This window comes from Paenibacillus sp. RC73 (assembly GCF_044908085.1).
GTDB lineage: Bacteria > Bacillota > Bacilli > Paenibacillales > Paenibacillaceae > Paenibacillus > Paenibacillus terrae_A.
Genome location: NZ_JBIYCV010000001.1, coordinates 648117 through 664846 on the forward strand (window position 1 = coordinate 648117; position 16730 = coordinate 664846).

16 protein-coding genes and 2 tRNA genes are annotated in these 16730 nt (G+C 47.6%); 2 read left to right on the top strand and 16 right to left on the bottom strand.

Annotation, left to right across the window (positions count from 1 at the left end):
* Positions 1–34 precede the first annotated feature (34 nt).
* From ABH897_RS03025 to ABH897_RS03045, 5 genes are all read right to left on the bottom strand, one after another.
* Positions 35–1042, bottom strand: a complete 1008-nt coding sequence (locus tag ABH897_RS03025; RefSeq protein WP_283655388.1) for a FecCD family ABC transporter permease — start codon at positions 1040–1042, stop codon at positions 35–37.
* Complete coding sequence (locus ABH897_RS03030) at positions 1039–2046, bottom strand: FecCD family ABC transporter permease (RefSeq protein ID WP_404580161.1); 1008 nt, start codon at positions 2044–2046, stop codon at positions 1039–1041. The genes ABH897_RS03025 and ABH897_RS03030 overlap by 4 nt, the downstream gene beginning before the upstream one ends.
* Positions 2047–2206: 160 nt before the next feature.
* Positions 2207–3157, bottom strand: coding sequence for an iron-hydroxamate ABC transporter substrate-binding protein (locus ABH897_RS03035; RefSeq protein WP_404520681.1), 951 nt, complete (start codon positions 3155–3157; stop codon positions 2207–2209).
* Between the two features lie 181 nt (positions 3158–3338).
* Complete coding sequence (locus ABH897_RS03040; RefSeq protein ID WP_283655385.1) at positions 3339–4994, bottom strand: helix-turn-helix domain-containing protein; 1656 nt, start codon at positions 4992–4994, stop codon at positions 3339–3341.
* Between the two features lie 247 nt (positions 4995–5241).
* Positions 5242–6126 carry an SDR family NAD(P)-dependent oxidoreductase gene (locus ABH897_RS03045; protein ID WP_404591166.1) on the bottom strand — a complete coding sequence of 295 codons (885 nt, stop codon included), beginning with the start codon at positions 6124–6126 and terminating at the stop codon, positions 5242–5244.
* A gap of 203 nt (positions 6127–6329) precedes the next feature.
* Between ABH897_RS03045 and ABH897_RS03050 the strand changes: the two genes are divergently transcribed.
* Positions 6330–6791, top strand: a complete 462-nt coding sequence (locus ABH897_RS03050) for a MarR family winged helix-turn-helix transcriptional regulator (RefSeq protein ID WP_283655383.1) — start codon at positions 6330–6332, stop codon at positions 6789–6791.
* Between the two features lie 200 nt (positions 6792–6991).
* Here ABH897_RS03050 and ABH897_RS03055 read toward each other — a convergent pair.
* From ABH897_RS03055 to nrdR, 3 genes are all read right to left on the bottom strand, one after another.
* A tRNA-Lys gene (locus ABH897_RS03055) sits at positions 6992–7064 on the bottom strand.
* A gap of 12 nt (positions 7065–7076) precedes the next feature.
* Positions 7077–7152, bottom strand: a tRNA-Ala gene (locus tag ABH897_RS03060).
* A gap of 125 nt (positions 7153–7277) precedes the next feature.
* Entirely contained in the window at positions 7278–7745 is a 468-nt protein-coding gene (nrdR, locus tag ABH897_RS03065; protein WP_013309614.1) for a transcriptional regulator NrdR, read from the bottom strand.
* Between the two features lie 105 nt (positions 7746–7850).
* Between nrdR and ABH897_RS03070 the strand changes: the two genes are divergently transcribed.
* Complete coding sequence (locus ABH897_RS03070; protein WP_137062459.1) at positions 7851–8075, top strand: alpha/beta-type small acid-soluble spore protein; 225 nt, start codon at positions 7851–7853, stop codon at positions 8073–8075.
* A gap of 136 nt (positions 8076–8211) precedes the next feature.
* Here ABH897_RS03070 and ABH897_RS03075 read toward each other — a convergent pair whose 3' ends face one another.
* The 8 genes from ABH897_RS03075 to ABH897_RS03110 all read right to left on the bottom strand — a co-directional run bounded on the left by ABH897_RS03075 (position 8212) and on the right by ABH897_RS03110 (position 16627).
* Positions 8212–8775, bottom strand: a complete 564-nt coding sequence (locus ABH897_RS03075) for a lytic transglycosylase domain-containing protein (protein ID WP_044647073.1) — start codon at positions 8773–8775, stop codon at positions 8212–8214.
* Positions 8772–9368, bottom strand: a complete 597-nt coding sequence (gene coaE, locus ABH897_RS03080) for a dephospho-CoA kinase (protein WP_283655372.1) — start codon at positions 9366–9368, stop codon at positions 8772–8774. The genes ABH897_RS03075 and coaE overlap by 4 nt, the downstream gene beginning before the upstream one ends.
* A gap of 11 nt (positions 9369–9379) precedes the next feature.
* Positions 9380–10072: a sporulation membrane protein YtaF gene (gene ytaF / locus ABH897_RS03085; protein ID WP_283655371.1), complete on the bottom strand. Its 693-nt coding sequence runs from the start codon at positions 10070–10072 to the stop codon at positions 9380–9382.
* Between the two features lie 112 nt (positions 10073–10184).
* On the bottom strand, positions 10185–11015 hold the full coding sequence (mutM, locus tag ABH897_RS03090; RefSeq protein ID WP_283655370.1) for a DNA-formamidopyrimidine glycosylase: 831 nt from the start codon (positions 11013–11015) through the stop codon (positions 10185–10187).
* A gap of 71 nt (positions 11016–11086) precedes the next feature.
* A complete protein-coding gene (gene polA / locus ABH897_RS03095) occupies positions 11087–13741 on the bottom strand; it encodes a DNA polymerase I (protein WP_283655369.1) in 2655 nt (884 codons plus the stop codon).
* A gap of 176 nt (positions 13742–13917) precedes the next feature.
* Complete coding sequence (gene phoU, locus ABH897_RS03100; protein ID WP_283655368.1) at positions 13918–14577, bottom strand: phosphate signaling complex protein PhoU; 660 nt, start codon at positions 14575–14577, stop codon at positions 13918–13920.
* Between the two features lie 39 nt (positions 14578–14616).
* Entirely contained in the window at positions 14617–15375 is a 759-nt protein-coding gene (gene pstB / locus ABH897_RS03105) for a phosphate ABC transporter ATP-binding protein PstB (RefSeq protein WP_283655367.1), read from the bottom strand.
* Between the two features lie 127 nt (positions 15376–15502).
* Positions 15503–16627, bottom strand: a complete 1125-nt coding sequence (locus ABH897_RS03110; RefSeq protein ID WP_283655366.1) for a methyl-accepting chemotaxis protein — start codon at positions 16625–16627, stop codon at positions 15503–15505.
* Between the last annotated feature and the right edge of the window lie 103 nt (positions 16628–16730).

The window sequence follows — 16730 nt, forward strand, 5'->3', positions numbered from 1 at the left end:
TACCTGAATTAACCTACCCGACTACGCGTCGGAGCTACTTCCTGAGCAGTAAATAAGCAAAATAAGGCACACCGATTAACGACACCATGATGCCTGCGGGAATACCGTCGGGATCTGTGAGATTGCGACCGATCGTGTCCGCGGTTAACAGCAGCCAGCCGCCAAGCAGAACAGCGACGGGAATGAACAACTGATTGCGTGGCCCGACCAGTGCCTTGGCCATGTGCGGGGCCATCAACCCAATAAACGCGATACCGCCCGTGACAGATACCGCAGATGCAGCCGCGGCGACCGCCGTCAGAATAAGAACGAGGCGTTCTCGTTCAAGCTTCAGACCGACGCCAATCGCCGATGGTTCGCTCAAAGCAAGAAGATTGAGCCGCTGAGACTTGTACAAGGTAAACGGTATAAGCAGGATCAGCCAAGGAAGCAGTGCCCAAATGAACGGCCAGTCCGTGCCCCATATATTGCCCGCAATCCATTTCGCGATAAAATCGACCTTCGATCGTTCAGCCGAGGAGATGATTACAATCATGATCCCCGACAGCGCAAGGGAGAAACCAACCCCCACCAGTACAAGCCGGATGGGATCAAGTCCGCTCGTTCGGCTATACGAGAAAACATAGATCAAAGCTGCTGTTACCAATGCGCCAATAAAAGCGACAAGTGGCAAAACATAAATGAACGATCCGACATCGATCGGGAAGTACAGAAAGAAGCACGCAATGGCTACGCCCGCGCCAGAATTAATGCCGATGATGCCTGGGTCGGCCAAGTCGTTGCGGGTGATACTTTGCAGAATGGAGCCTGACAACGCAAGCGCCATGCCCGATAGCAATGTAATAAAAATCCGTGGCAGTCGGACGGAAAACAGAACAAACTCTTCTTTGAAGGTGCCTTGGCCGAACAAAACAGGGATCAGCCTGTCAAACGACAAAGACGAGTATCCCCAGGCCATGCTGGCTATAGCGGTTAGAACAATTAGCCCTAAACTGACGAGCAGGATCAGGCGTTGTTTTCGAACAAGAGCGGACAGAATCATAAGAAAGCTTTACCTCCTCTACGCACAACGAGCAGAAAGAAGGGCAAGCCCAGCATCGCTACGATCGCTGCCACCGGCGTCTCGTAAGGTGCATTAATCGTGCGGCCCAGCGTATCTGCAAGCAGCATGAACGTAGCTCCTACAAAAGTCGAGAAAGGCAGGATATGCCGATAATCGGTGCCAACCATTTTACGGACGATATGAGGAATCATCAGCCCCACGAATGCCATGTTTCCAACAAGCGCGACCGATGCACCCGTAATCACAATCACAAGGACGAACAGGATGGATTTAATCCACATCAGATTTTGCCCCAATCCAGCCGCCACCTCGTCGCTCAAGCTGAGAATACTCAGTTGGTTGGAAAACATCAAAGCTACCATAATTCCGAGAAGGATCACCGGCGCAATGGCCTGAAGTTGTCCCCACGTCGTTCCGATCAGGCCGCCAGCGGTCCACATGGATACGTCCTTTGAAATCTTGAAAGCGATACTGACGCCATCCGAAATGGCATACAGAAACGCAGAAACTGCCGCTCCGGCCAGCACGGTTCGGATCGGGGACAGGTTGCCTCGGCGCATTGAGCTAAGGACGATGACCAAAACTGCTCCCAGAGCGGCCCCGAGAAAGCAGGCCACCATGATGCCGAAGTAGTTTATGCCCGGTATGAATACGAAAGCCAACGCGAGCGCCATGTTGGCGCCGGAAGTCAGGCCCAGCAAGCCCGGATCGGCCAGCGGATTGCGGGTAACTCCCTGCATAATAGCACCGGACACGGCAAAAGCGGCGCCGACCAGCATAGCCGCCAGCTCGCGGGGTAGCCGAATCTCACGCAGGATGAGAAACTTGTCTTCCTTGGTACCCGAGGTGAGAGCAAGCCACAGGTCGTGGAGCGTCGTTTCCGCTGCACCGAATATCATTGAAATGATGAAACAAAAAATGAGCGCCAGCACGCTGCCAAAGAGCTTATACGCAAAAGGAAAGGCATGTTGTTTAATCTTCATCGGACTCTCATCTCTTCTTTAATGAAATATGCGAAGAAACTGTTAAATAACCAGTTCCTTCGCATCGAATAAAAATGATTCACAACGAAAGACAAATCGTTGCCATGCTTTGAATCGTAGACGCCCCTAAGCGATGCATTCCCGAAATAGGGATCAACGTTTACTGGTCGAGAAAATGCTGAATGAAAAATTTCAATTGGTATTCCATGCTCAGTGGATCGTTAAAGTAGAACGCCTTCGCGTTAGCCTCGAAGACATGTTGATTCTTGACCGCGGGAATATTCTTGTACGTTTCGGTATTCTGGAACGAATTGTCCTCATCCGCGTTTTTACTGAAAATGACATAGTCACCCAAGTAATCTTTCATAACCTCAGACGATAAGGCAAAATAACCTTCTTTCTGGGTCGCCTCCTTGACTTTCTTCGGCATGGTGAGTCCGAACTCCTGATAGAGAATTTCTGTTCCACGGCCAAAGTTATCGCCATAGACATAGAGCTGCTTATTGAATGTCTCGATGACCGAAACCGTCGCGTTGGCACCGATCTTCGCCTTGATTTCTTTTCCGGCTTTTTGGGCACGGACTGTAAAATCATCGATCCAGGCTTGTGCTTCTTTTTCTTTATTCAACAATTTTCCGATTTCACGTTGCTGGGTTAAGAAATCCACCTTGCCATATGTATAAGTGACAGTAGGAGCGATTTGCTTAAATTTATCGACGTTCTTAATATCTGAAAGCCCGATAATAAGATCCGGATTCAACTCGATGATCTTCTCCAGACTTTCGTCCGTAACCGCCTCTGCGCCTTTCAGCTTCTCTTCAAAATTCGGGTTGGTCTTGGACATTTCGTCCACGCCGACCAGAGGCACACCGAGCGCCATCACGTTACCCGTCAAGAACCTGGTAAGCACAACGACGCGTTGCGGATGGGTCGGAACCTCCACGGGTCCATTCTCGGATTGATAGACGAATGTGGTAGATTTCGATTTCGAGTCCGAAGAAGGCACAGAGGACGAACTTTTACCATTCTCGGCATGGTTCGCTTGATTTCCGCCACAAGCACTCAATACAACCACAAGTAAAAGTACCAGCGGAATAAAAAGCTTTTTCATAAAATAACTCTCTCCCTTTCAAAACGCTATGTTCAATGAGTCTTCATATCGTGCATGAGATGCTAATCTTAAACTTAGTACCCCTTTCATTGATTATGAAATTCATTCTCATTTGTATGAACTAATTATATGGAACCGCTATGCGCCGAGCCATGCCTTTTTGTTTGGAAAATGACTTGGACTATTGGTTACTTGTAAATAAAGCTACCGCGCGTTGAAGCTGCAAACGAATAGAAACCGGATTGTAGGGCAACCATTCATCCAGGTCAAGCAGATGTACATTATTCCGCTGTACAGCGGGAAGGCTGTTCCAATAGGAGGACTTGAATATCATTTCACTATGTGCGGTGGAGCCCTTCTCATCCGGAAACATAGCAACCAATAATTGCGACCCGGCATAAGCTGCGAGTTCGGATATCTCAATGGGAATAGAATGAAATTGGTCCCCACGCTTCTTCATCTCCTGCCCAATCAATTCAGGAGGCCGCAGTCCAAGCGATTGATAGATAATATATCCGACATTTCTCGCTCCGTAAACGAGCAGCTTATCCGGCTTAATCACCAGAATCGTTATAATTTCATGAGCGACTGCGCATTGCTGTACCAGTGAACGGGCTGCCTGTTCTTCCTTTTCAAAAGCAGCCAACCACTGCTCTGCCCGATCGCTCCTCTGAACAGCATGTGCGATACGACGCAGATGCTCTTTCCATCCCATTTCCATCCATGAAATTTCCACGATAGGCGCTACAACTCGCAAATGCTCAGGATTCAGCCCATATTGGTGCAAATGCTGTTTGGCTGCAATGATCAACTCAATGTTGGTATCGAGCAATACCGAGTTCACCTGTTCAGCAGAGCAGTTCGTGCTTATAAACTTCATCGTTTGCGGCGGCTCCAGACCATTCGTCTTCACATATTCGCTGCTTTCCGAAATGGTGACAGCAGGTTCCAACCCAAGCAGCAACAGATGGCTGGCGTAAGGTATGAGCAATACAGCCACACGCTGGGATGATCCGCGGTTGTAGCTTGAAGGTGATGCTCCTGTATGCTGCTTAAAACGACGGCTTAGATAAAATTCATCCTTGTAACCTACCTTCATTGCAATTTCCCGGAGCGTGCCTGATCCGCTAATTAACAGTTCTTTGGCTCGGTGAACGCGCAGCCGCGACAAGTATTCGTTCGGGGAAAAACCGGTAAGCTGCTTAAACTGGATAGAATAATGTGATCGGCTTACGCCTGCAATCGCGGCCAACTGCTCACGCATTATTTTCTCGCTATAGTGATTTTCCAAATAAGTAATGCTGTGTTCCATCGACGGCTGCTCACTGGCAGCATACTTGGCCTCCTGCTGTTTCAACAGTTGAAGAATGATTTGGTGAAAGATAATTTGATTTTGCACATGACGGGCTTCACTAGCAGGTAAACGATGAATATACAGATCCTCCACATGGGCCACAATCGCAGGTTCGTAAGGGAAAAACTGAATATTGGCATTGGAGGCCACCTCGCTTTTCCGCATCATTACACCTGTGGGCAGAGAATTTGCCTGCTCTCGCGTACGGATTAAAAGCTTATAAGCATGAAGTGGTTGCTGGAGATTCGTAATTAAAGCGGCATGGCTATGGGCTGGGAGAAGGATGACACTCCCTTCCATGAGTTCGTACATTTGATCATTAATCCTGAGAATGCCTTTGCCGCTGGCAATTGCAATCAGCACGGTTACACTCTCATGAATCTTATACATCGGAAAATTCGAGGTGCTGTACAGCGAATGGATACTGTCAGCAGTATATAAAGGAAAATGGGACTCTGCCCATTCCGAGACAACGTTATCCACAAGCAAAGCCTCCATTACAAAATATTGAGGAACGTTTTTCAGTCCTCTGCATCGTATTAAGCAAAAAAGTCCAATTATATAGCATAAAAACGATATCTATACTATAAATGATCAAACCTTTTCCATGATACGGCTATTCTCCTAATTTTCAGGCCCCTCGTTAGTTAGTTTTACGGATTCAATTGACGTGAACCCCACCTTAGATTTTTACAAAACAGTCCTCAGTTTACCGCGGTAATCCATAAAATCAGGTCATATTGTTAAGAAGCCCTCTTTGTTGTAGTAATTCTTTCGTACAATTCCACAGTTTATTTTGCATAGCAATATCTCCACTGGGGTCTACAGGTACAATTGAATGTCCGGTTCCTACATTAAAATACCCTCCTGTAACTGCCTGGTACTGCGGATCCACAATTAAACGAGTCATAATATCAGCTCCTCTGCGTGGATCACCAATATGAAAAAAATTCAAAAAACGCTCAAGCATTGATGCAAACCATAGCTCACGTCCAAGACCTGTAACATTAAACCCTGGATTCAGAGCATTAACACTGATCCCCGTTCCAGTCCATTGACGTGCCAGTTCACCAGTAAACATAATGTTATACAGCTTGGTTTTCCCATATATTGCAGACGAGCCTCTGGGAGTAAAAGGAGCTATATTGGTCAAATCCTCAGGGAGCTTAAGCTCACCATGATTGCGTGAAGCCTCAGAGGCAACATTTACAATTCTGGCGCTTCCTGCATTTTTCAAGGAATACTGTAAGGCGTGCGTCAATAACCACGGTGCTAAATAGTTCACAGCTATCATTTCTGCAAATCCCTCGGAGGTTACCCTTTGTTCGAATGCATGCAGTCCTGCATTATTCAAAAGCACATCTATTTTGGGGTATGCAGTTGAAATCTCGTTCCCCATACGTCTGACATCTTTCATTAAGGATAGGTCCCCGAAAAAAAAGTCTACTTTTGTTGAGGGCATCATATCTTTTATAATTTTTTTAGTAGCTTCAGCGCGATCCTTGCTCCTGGCTGTCATGACAAGATGAGTACCACGTTTAGCCAATTCAATCGCAACGAGTTGCCCCAGACCACTCGTTCCGCCAGTTATTACAACAATCGGATTAGCCATCATGGTAATTCTCCTTTGTGCTGAATAGTCATTGTCAATGTAATTGGGCCGTTCATTGCTTTACTCCGTTAGACCCGTCTCAAGTTTTGACATACAGCTGACGCAGCCATATACTTGATATAAATCAACTATATTATTTTGATTGATATATGTCAATTAATTAACTTGAATGATTTACTTTATCAATTAAGGTTAGGTGAAATAGGATGAATAATGATCGACACAAAAATACGCCGAGAGGCCAATTGGAACTGGGGCTCGGCGAGCAAATCAATGCCCTCATAAGCGCCTCACATGCGCTAAATGTCAAAACTGCAGCACGTTTCGATCCTTCAATACAACCTGCGGGTTTCCATATTATCCGTTGGCTTTACTCGTACGGCCCAACAAGCGCCACTATGCTGGCGGAATCAACAGCTATGGATCGCAGTTCGGTTAGCCGTCTCGTCAAACAACTTGAGCTTTTGGGTTATGTGAAAAGGGAAGCCTCCCCTGATGATCGTCGAGGAATACTTCTATCCCTCACTGAGCTTGGACAACAAAAGACGATTGATGCTCTAAAAGAGAAAGAATTTGTATTTTACGAACACATTTCAAGATGGGACGATGAACAACTTGAAAATTTTATCGGAATGCTCAGGGACTTTAACGGATTTGATCACAAGTAACAAGTTCATAGGTTGAATGACTGCCTTTCTTAAAAGCATGGAGTAAAACTAAAATAAACGTCGTGTCCTCATTAAAGAGAACATGGCGTTTATTGTTCATCAAGAAAGTAGGGCCTTCTGTGACCAAACGTGTGACCACGAAGGAAAACAAAGCTAAATTCAAAACAAAAAAACGGCATTTCTGCCGTTTTTCTAAAGGATGGACTCTCAGGGACTCGAACCCTGGACCAATTGATTAAGAGTCAACTGCTCTACCAACTGAGCTAAGAGTCCATAATATAAAATTGGTGGAGCCTAGGGGGATCGAACCCCTGACCTCATCGCTGCCAGCGATGCGCTCTCCCAGCTGAGCTAAGGCCCCATTATATGTAATTAAAAACGTTTCAAGCGACTCCTATATCATATAAAATTTTCATCCCTGTGTCAATACTTTAATAAAAAAATTATAATTACCCTTCCACCATCAACCAAGATACAGTCAGCGATCTAGTCGCTGGCTGTATCTTTGGATAAAAGTGTTTTCAGTTCCTTCATAAACATGTTGATGTCTTTGAACTGCCGATATACGGACGCAAAGCGCACGTAGGCAACCTCATCAACAGGATAGAGCTGTTCCATGACCAGTTCGCCGATCTGCTGGCTGTCCACCTCAGTAGCGGCTGTGTTGCGGATAGCGTTTTCCACCTGGGATACGATCATATCCAGTTGCTCGACAGATACAGGACGCTTCTCGCAGGCCCGAATGAGACCGCGCAGCATTTTATCACGGCTGAATTCTTCACGGCTGCCATCCTTTTTAATGACCATCAGTGGAGTCTCCTCCACCATTTCAAAGGTGGTAAAACGCCTGGCACATTGCTCGCATTCGCGGCGGCGGCGGATGGACTTGTTGTCATTCGCAGGCCGAGAGTCCAGTACCTTTGTTCCATTGTAGGCACAGTAAGGACATTTCATAAATTCACCACTTCCTTTTTCCAATAAATTCCCTATACTTTTTCGTAATAATTTTGTCAAAACGGTTCATAATATGTTTACCACGTCGCGAGGAGGTGAACAACAATGGCACAAGGAAACAATGGCAACTCCAACAACCTGGTAGTCAGCAAAGCCTCCGGCGCTCTGGAGCAAATGAAATATGAAATCGCTCAAGAGCTGGGTATCAGCATTCCTCAAGATGGATACCAAGGTAACATGACTTCCTATGAGAACGGTTCGATCGGGGGCTACATCACAAAACGCCTCGTAACGATCGCCGAACAACAATTGGCAGGTCAATACCAATAATCGCGGTAATAACGCAGAAGAAACAAGAAAAAGTGTATGGACGGGCTGCTAAAAACAGCCTGTCCTGCGCTTTTTTCATTTTAATGCCACCAGGCTCATTCTGTCATGACATATTTACACGCAGCCTCGTCATCCGTTAAAACTGATTATAAATTTTTGTGTATTGCCTGTAGTAGTAAATAACCCGCTGTACATAATGTCGTGTCTCGCCAAAAGGGATTTGCTTGATGGATTGTTCTTTCCCATCCCATACGCCCTTATCCAGCCACTCCTGCACTTTACCGGGGCCTGCGTTGTAAGCCGCAACGATAGCTACCGGATTATCCTTAAATTTCACCGACAGGTTATGCACATACCAGGTTCCCAGCTCAATGTTGGTGCCTGGCTCGTGCTTGACGCTATCCAGCGGAACCTTTTGGATCTGAGCGCTGTCCATAATCCAATTCGCCGTATCGGGCATGATCTGCATGAGTCCCAGTGCACCCTTGTGTGACTGCTTGCTGGTCTTAAAGTTCGTCTCAACACGGATAATGGACGCCACCAAAAACGGGTCCACTTCATACGTCTGCGAGTATTGCCGGATCTCATCCTTATATTGAATCGGATAGAACCACGACATCCAGTTTGAATTAAAAAACAGAATCAAGACAAACCCAACAAACAAAGTCAGCAGGACTCTTTTTTTGCGCAAAATATTCATGCCAGTCCCTTTCGCTGCCAGAATTGATCAATTTGCTGTTTTGTTTCAGCCTGTGTTCCACTATTATCGATGACGATATCGGCCAGGCTTCTTTTTTGTTCAATATCCATTTGCGCGGATAACCGAAGTCCGGCTTGTTCCTCGGTCAATCCATCTCTGAGCATCAAACGCCGGAGCTGCACATCGCGTGGTACGTATACCACCATAATTTCATCGTACAAGCTCTCCAGCCCGGACTCATACAGTAACGGGATATCCGCTAAAACAAGCTTGTTCGGATGTTCCTGCTCGTAAGATTCCATACGCATACGCATTTCCTCACGAATCGCAGGATGTGTAATATCGTTAAGCGCCTGCCTCTGGACAGGGTCTCCAAATACAATCTCGCTCAGCTTTTTGCGGTGCAGAGTCCCATCACTGTTCATCACAGCTTGTCCAAAATGCTGTATGACCGCCGTCAGCACCGGGTGCCCCGGAAGCATCACTTCCCGGGCAATAGCATCTGCGTCGATCAGCAACGCACCCTTGACGACCAATAGAGCCGACACGGTGCTTTTACCGGTAGCAATACCTCCGGTTAATCCGATATTCATGCTCTTTCACCTCATAACAGCTTCAATATGCCCATCATAATCAATAATAATGCCGGTAACACACCCAGCGCCTTCATAAATCGGAATGCCGACAGACAGAAACCTGCTTTCATACCTGCAATCAAAAATGTCCCGCTGAATAATGCAATAGCCAGCGCGGTAGCGAGTGGCTGGAAGCCCAGCATAGCTGCTCCCAATCCTGCACCGAACGCATCTACCGATAAGGCGATACCTAACCAAATCGCCTCCGTAGCGGATATACTGCCTGAACGGTCCATATCTGCAGCAGACGGACTTCGGAGAATCCGAATAACGAGACCCCATTTGCGGAATTCCAAAGAAAATAAGGTCCGTTCCTCTTGTACTTCTAAAGATTTCTCACCCTCCAGAACATTTCTGCTCACAGGATCAGGATCATCAATCAGATCTTCCTTGCGATGCAGGGACTGATACAAAGAGTGGCAGCCAATCCCGATCAGAATAACAGCGCCAAAAACCGTCGTATATACAGGAGACAGAACCTGGGACAATAATGCGCCTAGTTGCATGGATATGCCAATGACCAAACCTGAGCATACTGAAATGATGACAATGGACAGCAGTGGAATTTTCATTTTGCGTAGCCCATATGTAACACCGACTCCGAAACTGTCAAGACTTAGCGCAAATGCCAGCAGCAGCAGGGCTCCCCAATGATTAGCCACTCCAATTCCCTCCCATTGCGAAGGAAGGGCCCTACAGCAGCCGGAACCCTTCGCAGTATTGGTACTTGGAATCAATATATGAGAGGAATGGGCTTTGGGTGACTGTACCTGTTTAACGAAGAGGTTGGCAAACCGGGCAATGATGGGTACCACGTCCGGCTACGACGGATTTTTCGATCAATGTACCACAGTTAACACAAGGCTTAACGCTACGTCCATAGATTTGCAATTGATGCTGGAAGTCGCCCGATTGGCCTTGTCCGTTGACGAATGATTTGATGGACGAGCCTCCGACCAAAATCGACGCGCTCAATGTGGAGATAATAGCTTCATGCAGCACACGAAATTGGTTGCCATCCAAGCTTTTGGCTGGCTGTGCCGGATGTATCCCCGCCTTAAACAATGATTCATCCACATAAATATTCCCGATGCCCACGACATATGACTGGTTTAACAGCGCAGCCTTGATCGAAGTCGAACGGGTCCCCACAGCGGCACGAAGTGCCTCCGGTGTAAAGGACTCGTCCATCGGCTCCAAACCGAGCTTGTTCAGCGGCTTTTCCAGCAAATCCTGTCCTTCCGCAAATAAATGCATCGTGCCGAATTGGCGAACATCCTGATAACGTAATTCCGTACCATCCGTAAAATGAAAGATAACGTGAGTATGCTTTTCCACAGGATCATTTTGCGAATAGAGGCCATACCGTCCTTCCATTCTGAGATGGGAAACGAGCACCAGCCCGTCCAGCAGAATCCGCAAAAACTTCCCGCGTCTCTCCACTCCTGTAATGCGATGATCAGCCAATTCCATAGCAAAAGCGTGTATATCATCAGGTCGCTGAATAATGCGCGGCAGATTCACGGTCACATGATCTATATGTTTATCGACGATAAGCTCGTTTAACGTTCGTTTAATCGTTTCTACTTCCGGTAATTCCGGCATGATGTCTTCACCTCACCCTATATTATAACGGAAGCAGCGTTAAATTGGGACTATCTACTCGTTGAAATAACTTATTTCGCTTCGTACCAATTACTTCCATAGCTAACTTCCGCTTTGAGCGGTACAGACAGCTTCAGCGCCGCTTCCATCGTAGCCGGGACAAGCTCTTTCATCGTTTCCAATTCCTCCGGCGGAACTTCGAAAACAAGCTCATCATGTACTTGAAGCAGCATACGGCTGCGAAGATTACGGTCGCGAAGAGCCGCGTCCACCTGTACCATCGCCAGCTTGATAATATCGGCTGCGGTACCCTGGATCGGCGTGTTCATGGCGGTACGCTCCGCGAATGAGCGCAGGTTGAAGTTGCTGGCGTTAATCTCCGGCAAATAACGTCTGCGTTCCAGCAGCGTTTTTACGTATCCGTCCCGCTTTGCATCCTTCACAATATCATCCATGTAACGACGAACGCCCTGGAACACGTCAAAATATTGGTCAATAAAGCGAGCCGCTTCCTTGCGTGTAATATTCAGGTTTTGCGACAAACCGTAATCACTGATCCCGTAGACAATCCCGAAGTTAACCGCCTTGGCAGAACGCCGCATGTTAGAATCTACGTCTTCCGCAGGGATGCCGAACACATCAGACGCCGTCTTTGTATGGATATCCATGTCGTGGACAAAGGCTTCTTTCAATCGCTCATCATCCGAAATGTCAGCCAGCACCCTTAGCTCGATCTGTGAATAGTCCGCTGCGAGAATAGACCAACCCGGCTCGGACGGCACAAATACCTTACGGATTTTACGTCCCTCTTCCAGACGAATAGGGATATTTTGCAAATTCGGGAATTGACTGCTCAATCGTCCGGTTGCTGCAACCGTCTGCCGGAAATACGTATGCAGCTTGCCCGTTTTATCCGAAATTTCCTTAAGTAATCCTTCCACATACGTGGATTGGAGTTTCGCAATGGTACGGTACTGCAAAATGTTTTGCACAATATCATGATATGGGGCGAGCTTTTCCAGTACCTCGGCATCGGTGGAATACCCGGTTTTCGTCTTTTTAATAACAGGAAGGCCCAGCTTATCGAACAAAATTTCACCTAGCTGCTTGGGCGAATTCAGATTGAACTCCACACCGGCAATGCTGTAAATCTCGCGTACCAGCGTTTCAATCTGGGCTTCAAATTCTTTACCCAAAGCGCGCAGTTCTTCCACATTCACCAAAATGCCCTGCTTCTCCATATCCGCCAAAATGCGGGACAACGGCATCTCCAGCTCATGGAAGAGCTTGTGCATTTCCGTTTTTTCCAGCTCGGCCTGCTGTACAGGCACCAGCGCTTCAATCACCGCCGCCTTGCGCGCCACATGATCGGACAGCACATCCACATCAGGCACTTTATATTTAGCGCCTTTGCCGAATACTTCATCGTCCGGACGAATCGAAGACAAGCCATATTTGGCTGCCAATCCGCTTAGTGACTGGTTCGCATCCGTTGGGTCCAGCAAATATCCGACCAACTGCACATCGAACTCTGCCCCGGCAAATTCGATCCCGTGCCAATGCAGAGCTAAATCTGTACGGTGCAGATCATACCCCCGTTTTTTGCACCCAGCATCGGCGAGCCATTCGCGGACAGGCTTGGCTGCATCAGTTTGCAGTACATCCAAGGTCATAAAAAACTGTCGTCCCGCTACGCCAAATACCAGCCCCACAATTTCAGCATGATGCGGATTATCGCCATGGGTCTCCACATGCAGCAGATCCACAGTATCCAGTACATTTACCAGCTCGCTAATCCGCTGTTCGTCCAGTACGGTCACGTCAGCAGAGGCTTCCTCTACGCCCATTCCTGCACTGCCAACCTCGCCCGAAAAGGATAACCGCTCCAGCAAGGACTTGAACTCCAGCTTCGCCAGAGCAGGTCCCGCCGTTTCTGCTTGCAGCCCGTCGAATACAACATCTTCCAGCTGCTTGTCCAGCGTTACATCCCGATAGATGGTCGCCAAATCCTTGCTCATCCGTGCATCATTTGCATGCGTTTCGACGCGCTCTTTCATTTTTCCTTTCAGCTCATCCGTATGTGCCAGCACCTCTTCGACCGATCCATACTGATGCAGCAGCTTGAGCGCTGTCTTTTCCCCCACACCCGGAATCCCGGGAATGTTGTCCGACGTATCGCCCATCAGACCTTTGAGATCGATGATTTGCAACGGCTTCAAGCCATAACGCTCCTGAATCTGCTCAGGTCCGTACGTCTCCACCTCGGTAACCCCTTTGCGGGTTAAGCCGACAGTGACGTTGTCCGAAGCCAACTGAAGCATATCCTTATCTCCGGTAACCACCAGCACGTTAAAACCAGCTTCGTCCGCGGTTTTAGACAGGGTTCCAATGATATCGTCCGCCTCATAGCCATCCAGCTCAAACTGGGCAATGCCGAAGGCAGTCAACAGCTCTTTCAGCAGCGGGAATTGTTGGGACAGCTCAGGCGGCGTTTTCTCGCGTCCACCCTTGTAATCCTCGTATCCTTTATGGCGGAACGTTATTTTTCCGGCATCAAAGGCAACCAGTATATGTGTCGGCTTGTGCTCCTCCAAAAGCCGCAGCAACATCGTTGTAAATCCGTACACCGCGTTCGTCTGCTGTCCGCTCGAATTTGTTAACGGAGGCATAGCGAAAAACGCCCGGTAAATGATACTGTTGCCATCTATAAGCATGAGTTTATCCATTTAGCACCTCGCAAGTTCATCAATGCATCGAAAGGTTCTTTCGCTTTACGCATTCCTTTTCCTATCTTAACATAAAGGCTCCTTTTTCAGAAAAAAACGGCTGCTTCCTAGCCAGATTCGCCTTTTGCACAAAGACAAGTCTGGGTCAGAAACAACCGCTATATACCTAAAAAGCCCTACTGGTTCAAATCTGGTCGCTCCCCTGTCACGAGATATACAGTGCTTTCACCGATATTCGTCGCATGGTCACCAATCCGTTCAATATATCGTCCGACGAGCAGTTGCAGCATGCCTTGTGGAGCTTCCTCAGGCTTTTCTACCATAAACACATACAGATTGCTGATCATATGGCTATACATGGAATCTACACGATCATCCTCTTTGGCCATTTTATAAGCCAAATCTGTATTTTCATCCAGATAGGATGTAATTGCGTCGTCAATCATTTCTTTGACGATCGCAGCCATCTGCGGAATATCCACCAGCGGCTTGATGACCTGCTGCCCTTCCAGACGCAGCGTGACCTTGGCAATATCGAGTGCCAAATCCCCCATCCTTTCCAGATCACTGGAAATTTTAAAAGCAACAATGATCCGGCGTAAATCCTTGGCTACCGGCTGCTGGGTAATAATGAGCTTGGAGCCCATATCGAGAATGTTCTCTTCCAGTGCATTGAGAGATGCATCATTTTTGACCACCTGCTGGGCCAATTCTGTATTTTTGGTCTGCAAACATTCAATGGCCTGATCGAGTGCCTTCGATACATGTGCACCCATTTCGCGCAGTACGGCTCTCAGCTCATCTAATCCTTCATCAAAACCTTTTCTGCGTATCATTTCGAAGTCACCCCTCCTGGCATTACTATCTGGTTGGCTTTAGCCGAATCGGCCGGAAATATAATCTTCCGTACGGGAATCCTGCGGCGTAGAAAACATCGTCTCTGTATCCGCCGCCTCTACCACGACACCGTTCAAGAAAAACGCAGTACGGCCAGACACACGAGCCGCCTGATGCATGTTATGCGTCACCATGACGATCGTATATCTGTCACGCAGTTCTTGAACCAGTTCTTCAATCTTCATCGTGGAGATCGGGTCCAGCGCTGACGTTGCCTCATCCATAAGCAAAATATCTGGCTGCACAGCAAGCGCCCTAGCAATACACAGCCGCTGCTGCTGTCCGCCGGACAAGCTCAGGGCTGAACGCTTGAGAAAGTCCTTAACCTCTTCCCAGAGTGCCGCCTGCCGCAAGCTTTGCTCAACAAGTTCGTCCAGCTTGTCCTTTTGCCGGATTCCATGCAGACGCGGACCGTATGCCACGTTATCATAAATAGATTTAGGAAACGGATTAGGCTGTTGAAAAACCATCCCCACCTGCTTGCGCAGAGCTTCTACTTCCATCGTATCGCCATATATATCCTGACCTGCGATACTCACCGTACCTTCAATACGCGTTCCCGGTATCATATCATTCATCCGATTCAGCGTACGCAGCAAAGTAGATTTACCGCAGCCGGACGGTCCGATGAAGGCTGTTACCGTTTTTTCAGGAATATCCAGGTTTATATGTTTCAGCGCGTGAAAATTCTCATAATACAAGTTCAGCTTATCAATCCGAATAACGGAATCATTCATTGATTTATGATCTCCTTCGTGTTGCAGTTATGGTCCTCAAGCATTGCACCTGATTTGCACAATATGAAGATTATATAAGCTGTGTGTAAATTCAGTGTGGTGTATTTGTTAACGGTATGTAAAATGATCAGGGATTCAGCATAAGCTCCAGCTCCTGTGCAATCCCGGCTGCATTCAAAGCCGCTTCCTCTGCGGAACGAGACACATCGTTGTTTTTGGTCTCAATTTCAGCAACGGCCTGCAACAGTTGGGTAAACGTTTGGGTTCCAGCGGATATATACCGTGAGCCGGTATTAATCTGCTGCATGCTCGTATCCGTCAGATCGGCAGTATCACGCAGCATTTGTTCAATATCCGTAAGCAAGCTTGTAATCTGTGCGGAAAAGGCTTTCGTTTGGAGTGACATATTCCGCACCTCCTGAGATACGATCTGGAAGCCACGCCCATGTTCTCCAGCATGTGCTGCTTCTATCGATGCGTTGATCGCCAGCAGTCCACTTTGATCCGCGAGTCCGCGGATGGAGGAAGCCATGCCTGCAATGTCATTCAGCAATTGAGTTAGCGCTGTAATCTGCTCATGCTGACGCTTCATTTGCTCTGTGACTGCCCGATAGGAGAGCAGAACATCTTCCAGTTCCATTTTGCCACGGCGGGATAATTCACTCATCGAACGAGTTAGACGCACACTGTCACCAGCCTCTTTAGCGGCATCCAGCACAGTTGTCTGAATCCGATGGACACCATCATAGCTATGCCGAACCACGTTACCCCGATGCTCGTCCGCCTCTCTCTGCATTCGCTGAACGACGGACAAAATATCACGAATGGTCAGTACGCCAAGCAACCGCGTACCTTCCTTAATCAGCAGGCAATCGTAAAATCGTTGATCTTCGCGCAGCATCGCCTGCTCTACAATGTCCGATGCCAGGCTTTCCAGATCCACAATTAATGTATCGGGGTCGGCAAATATGGCCGCAGGCTTGTCATAAAACAGAGCCGCAGCAAACCTGCCCGTAAAATGGCGGTTATACGCATCTCTCATAATAATGCCCAACGGAAGGCCATTTTTATCAATGACAATGACGCAAGGAATGTCTTCCTGCGTTTTCATAAGTGCTAATAGCTCTTTACAAGACATATCCGTACCAATGATCGGAACCTCCCGGCAAGGCACGTAGGTAGTAATTGGCTTGTTAGATTCACGTTCAATCACGGCAGTGGAACTCGGCTGGGTCTTTGGTTCCGTTATCATCGTTCTGAAGTCCCCTTTTTTTGACTACTTGAAGTGACGGGAACATCATATCGGTCATTTGTTGATTGTAACGTTTGTTTATGTTAACGAAATGTAAAATCAC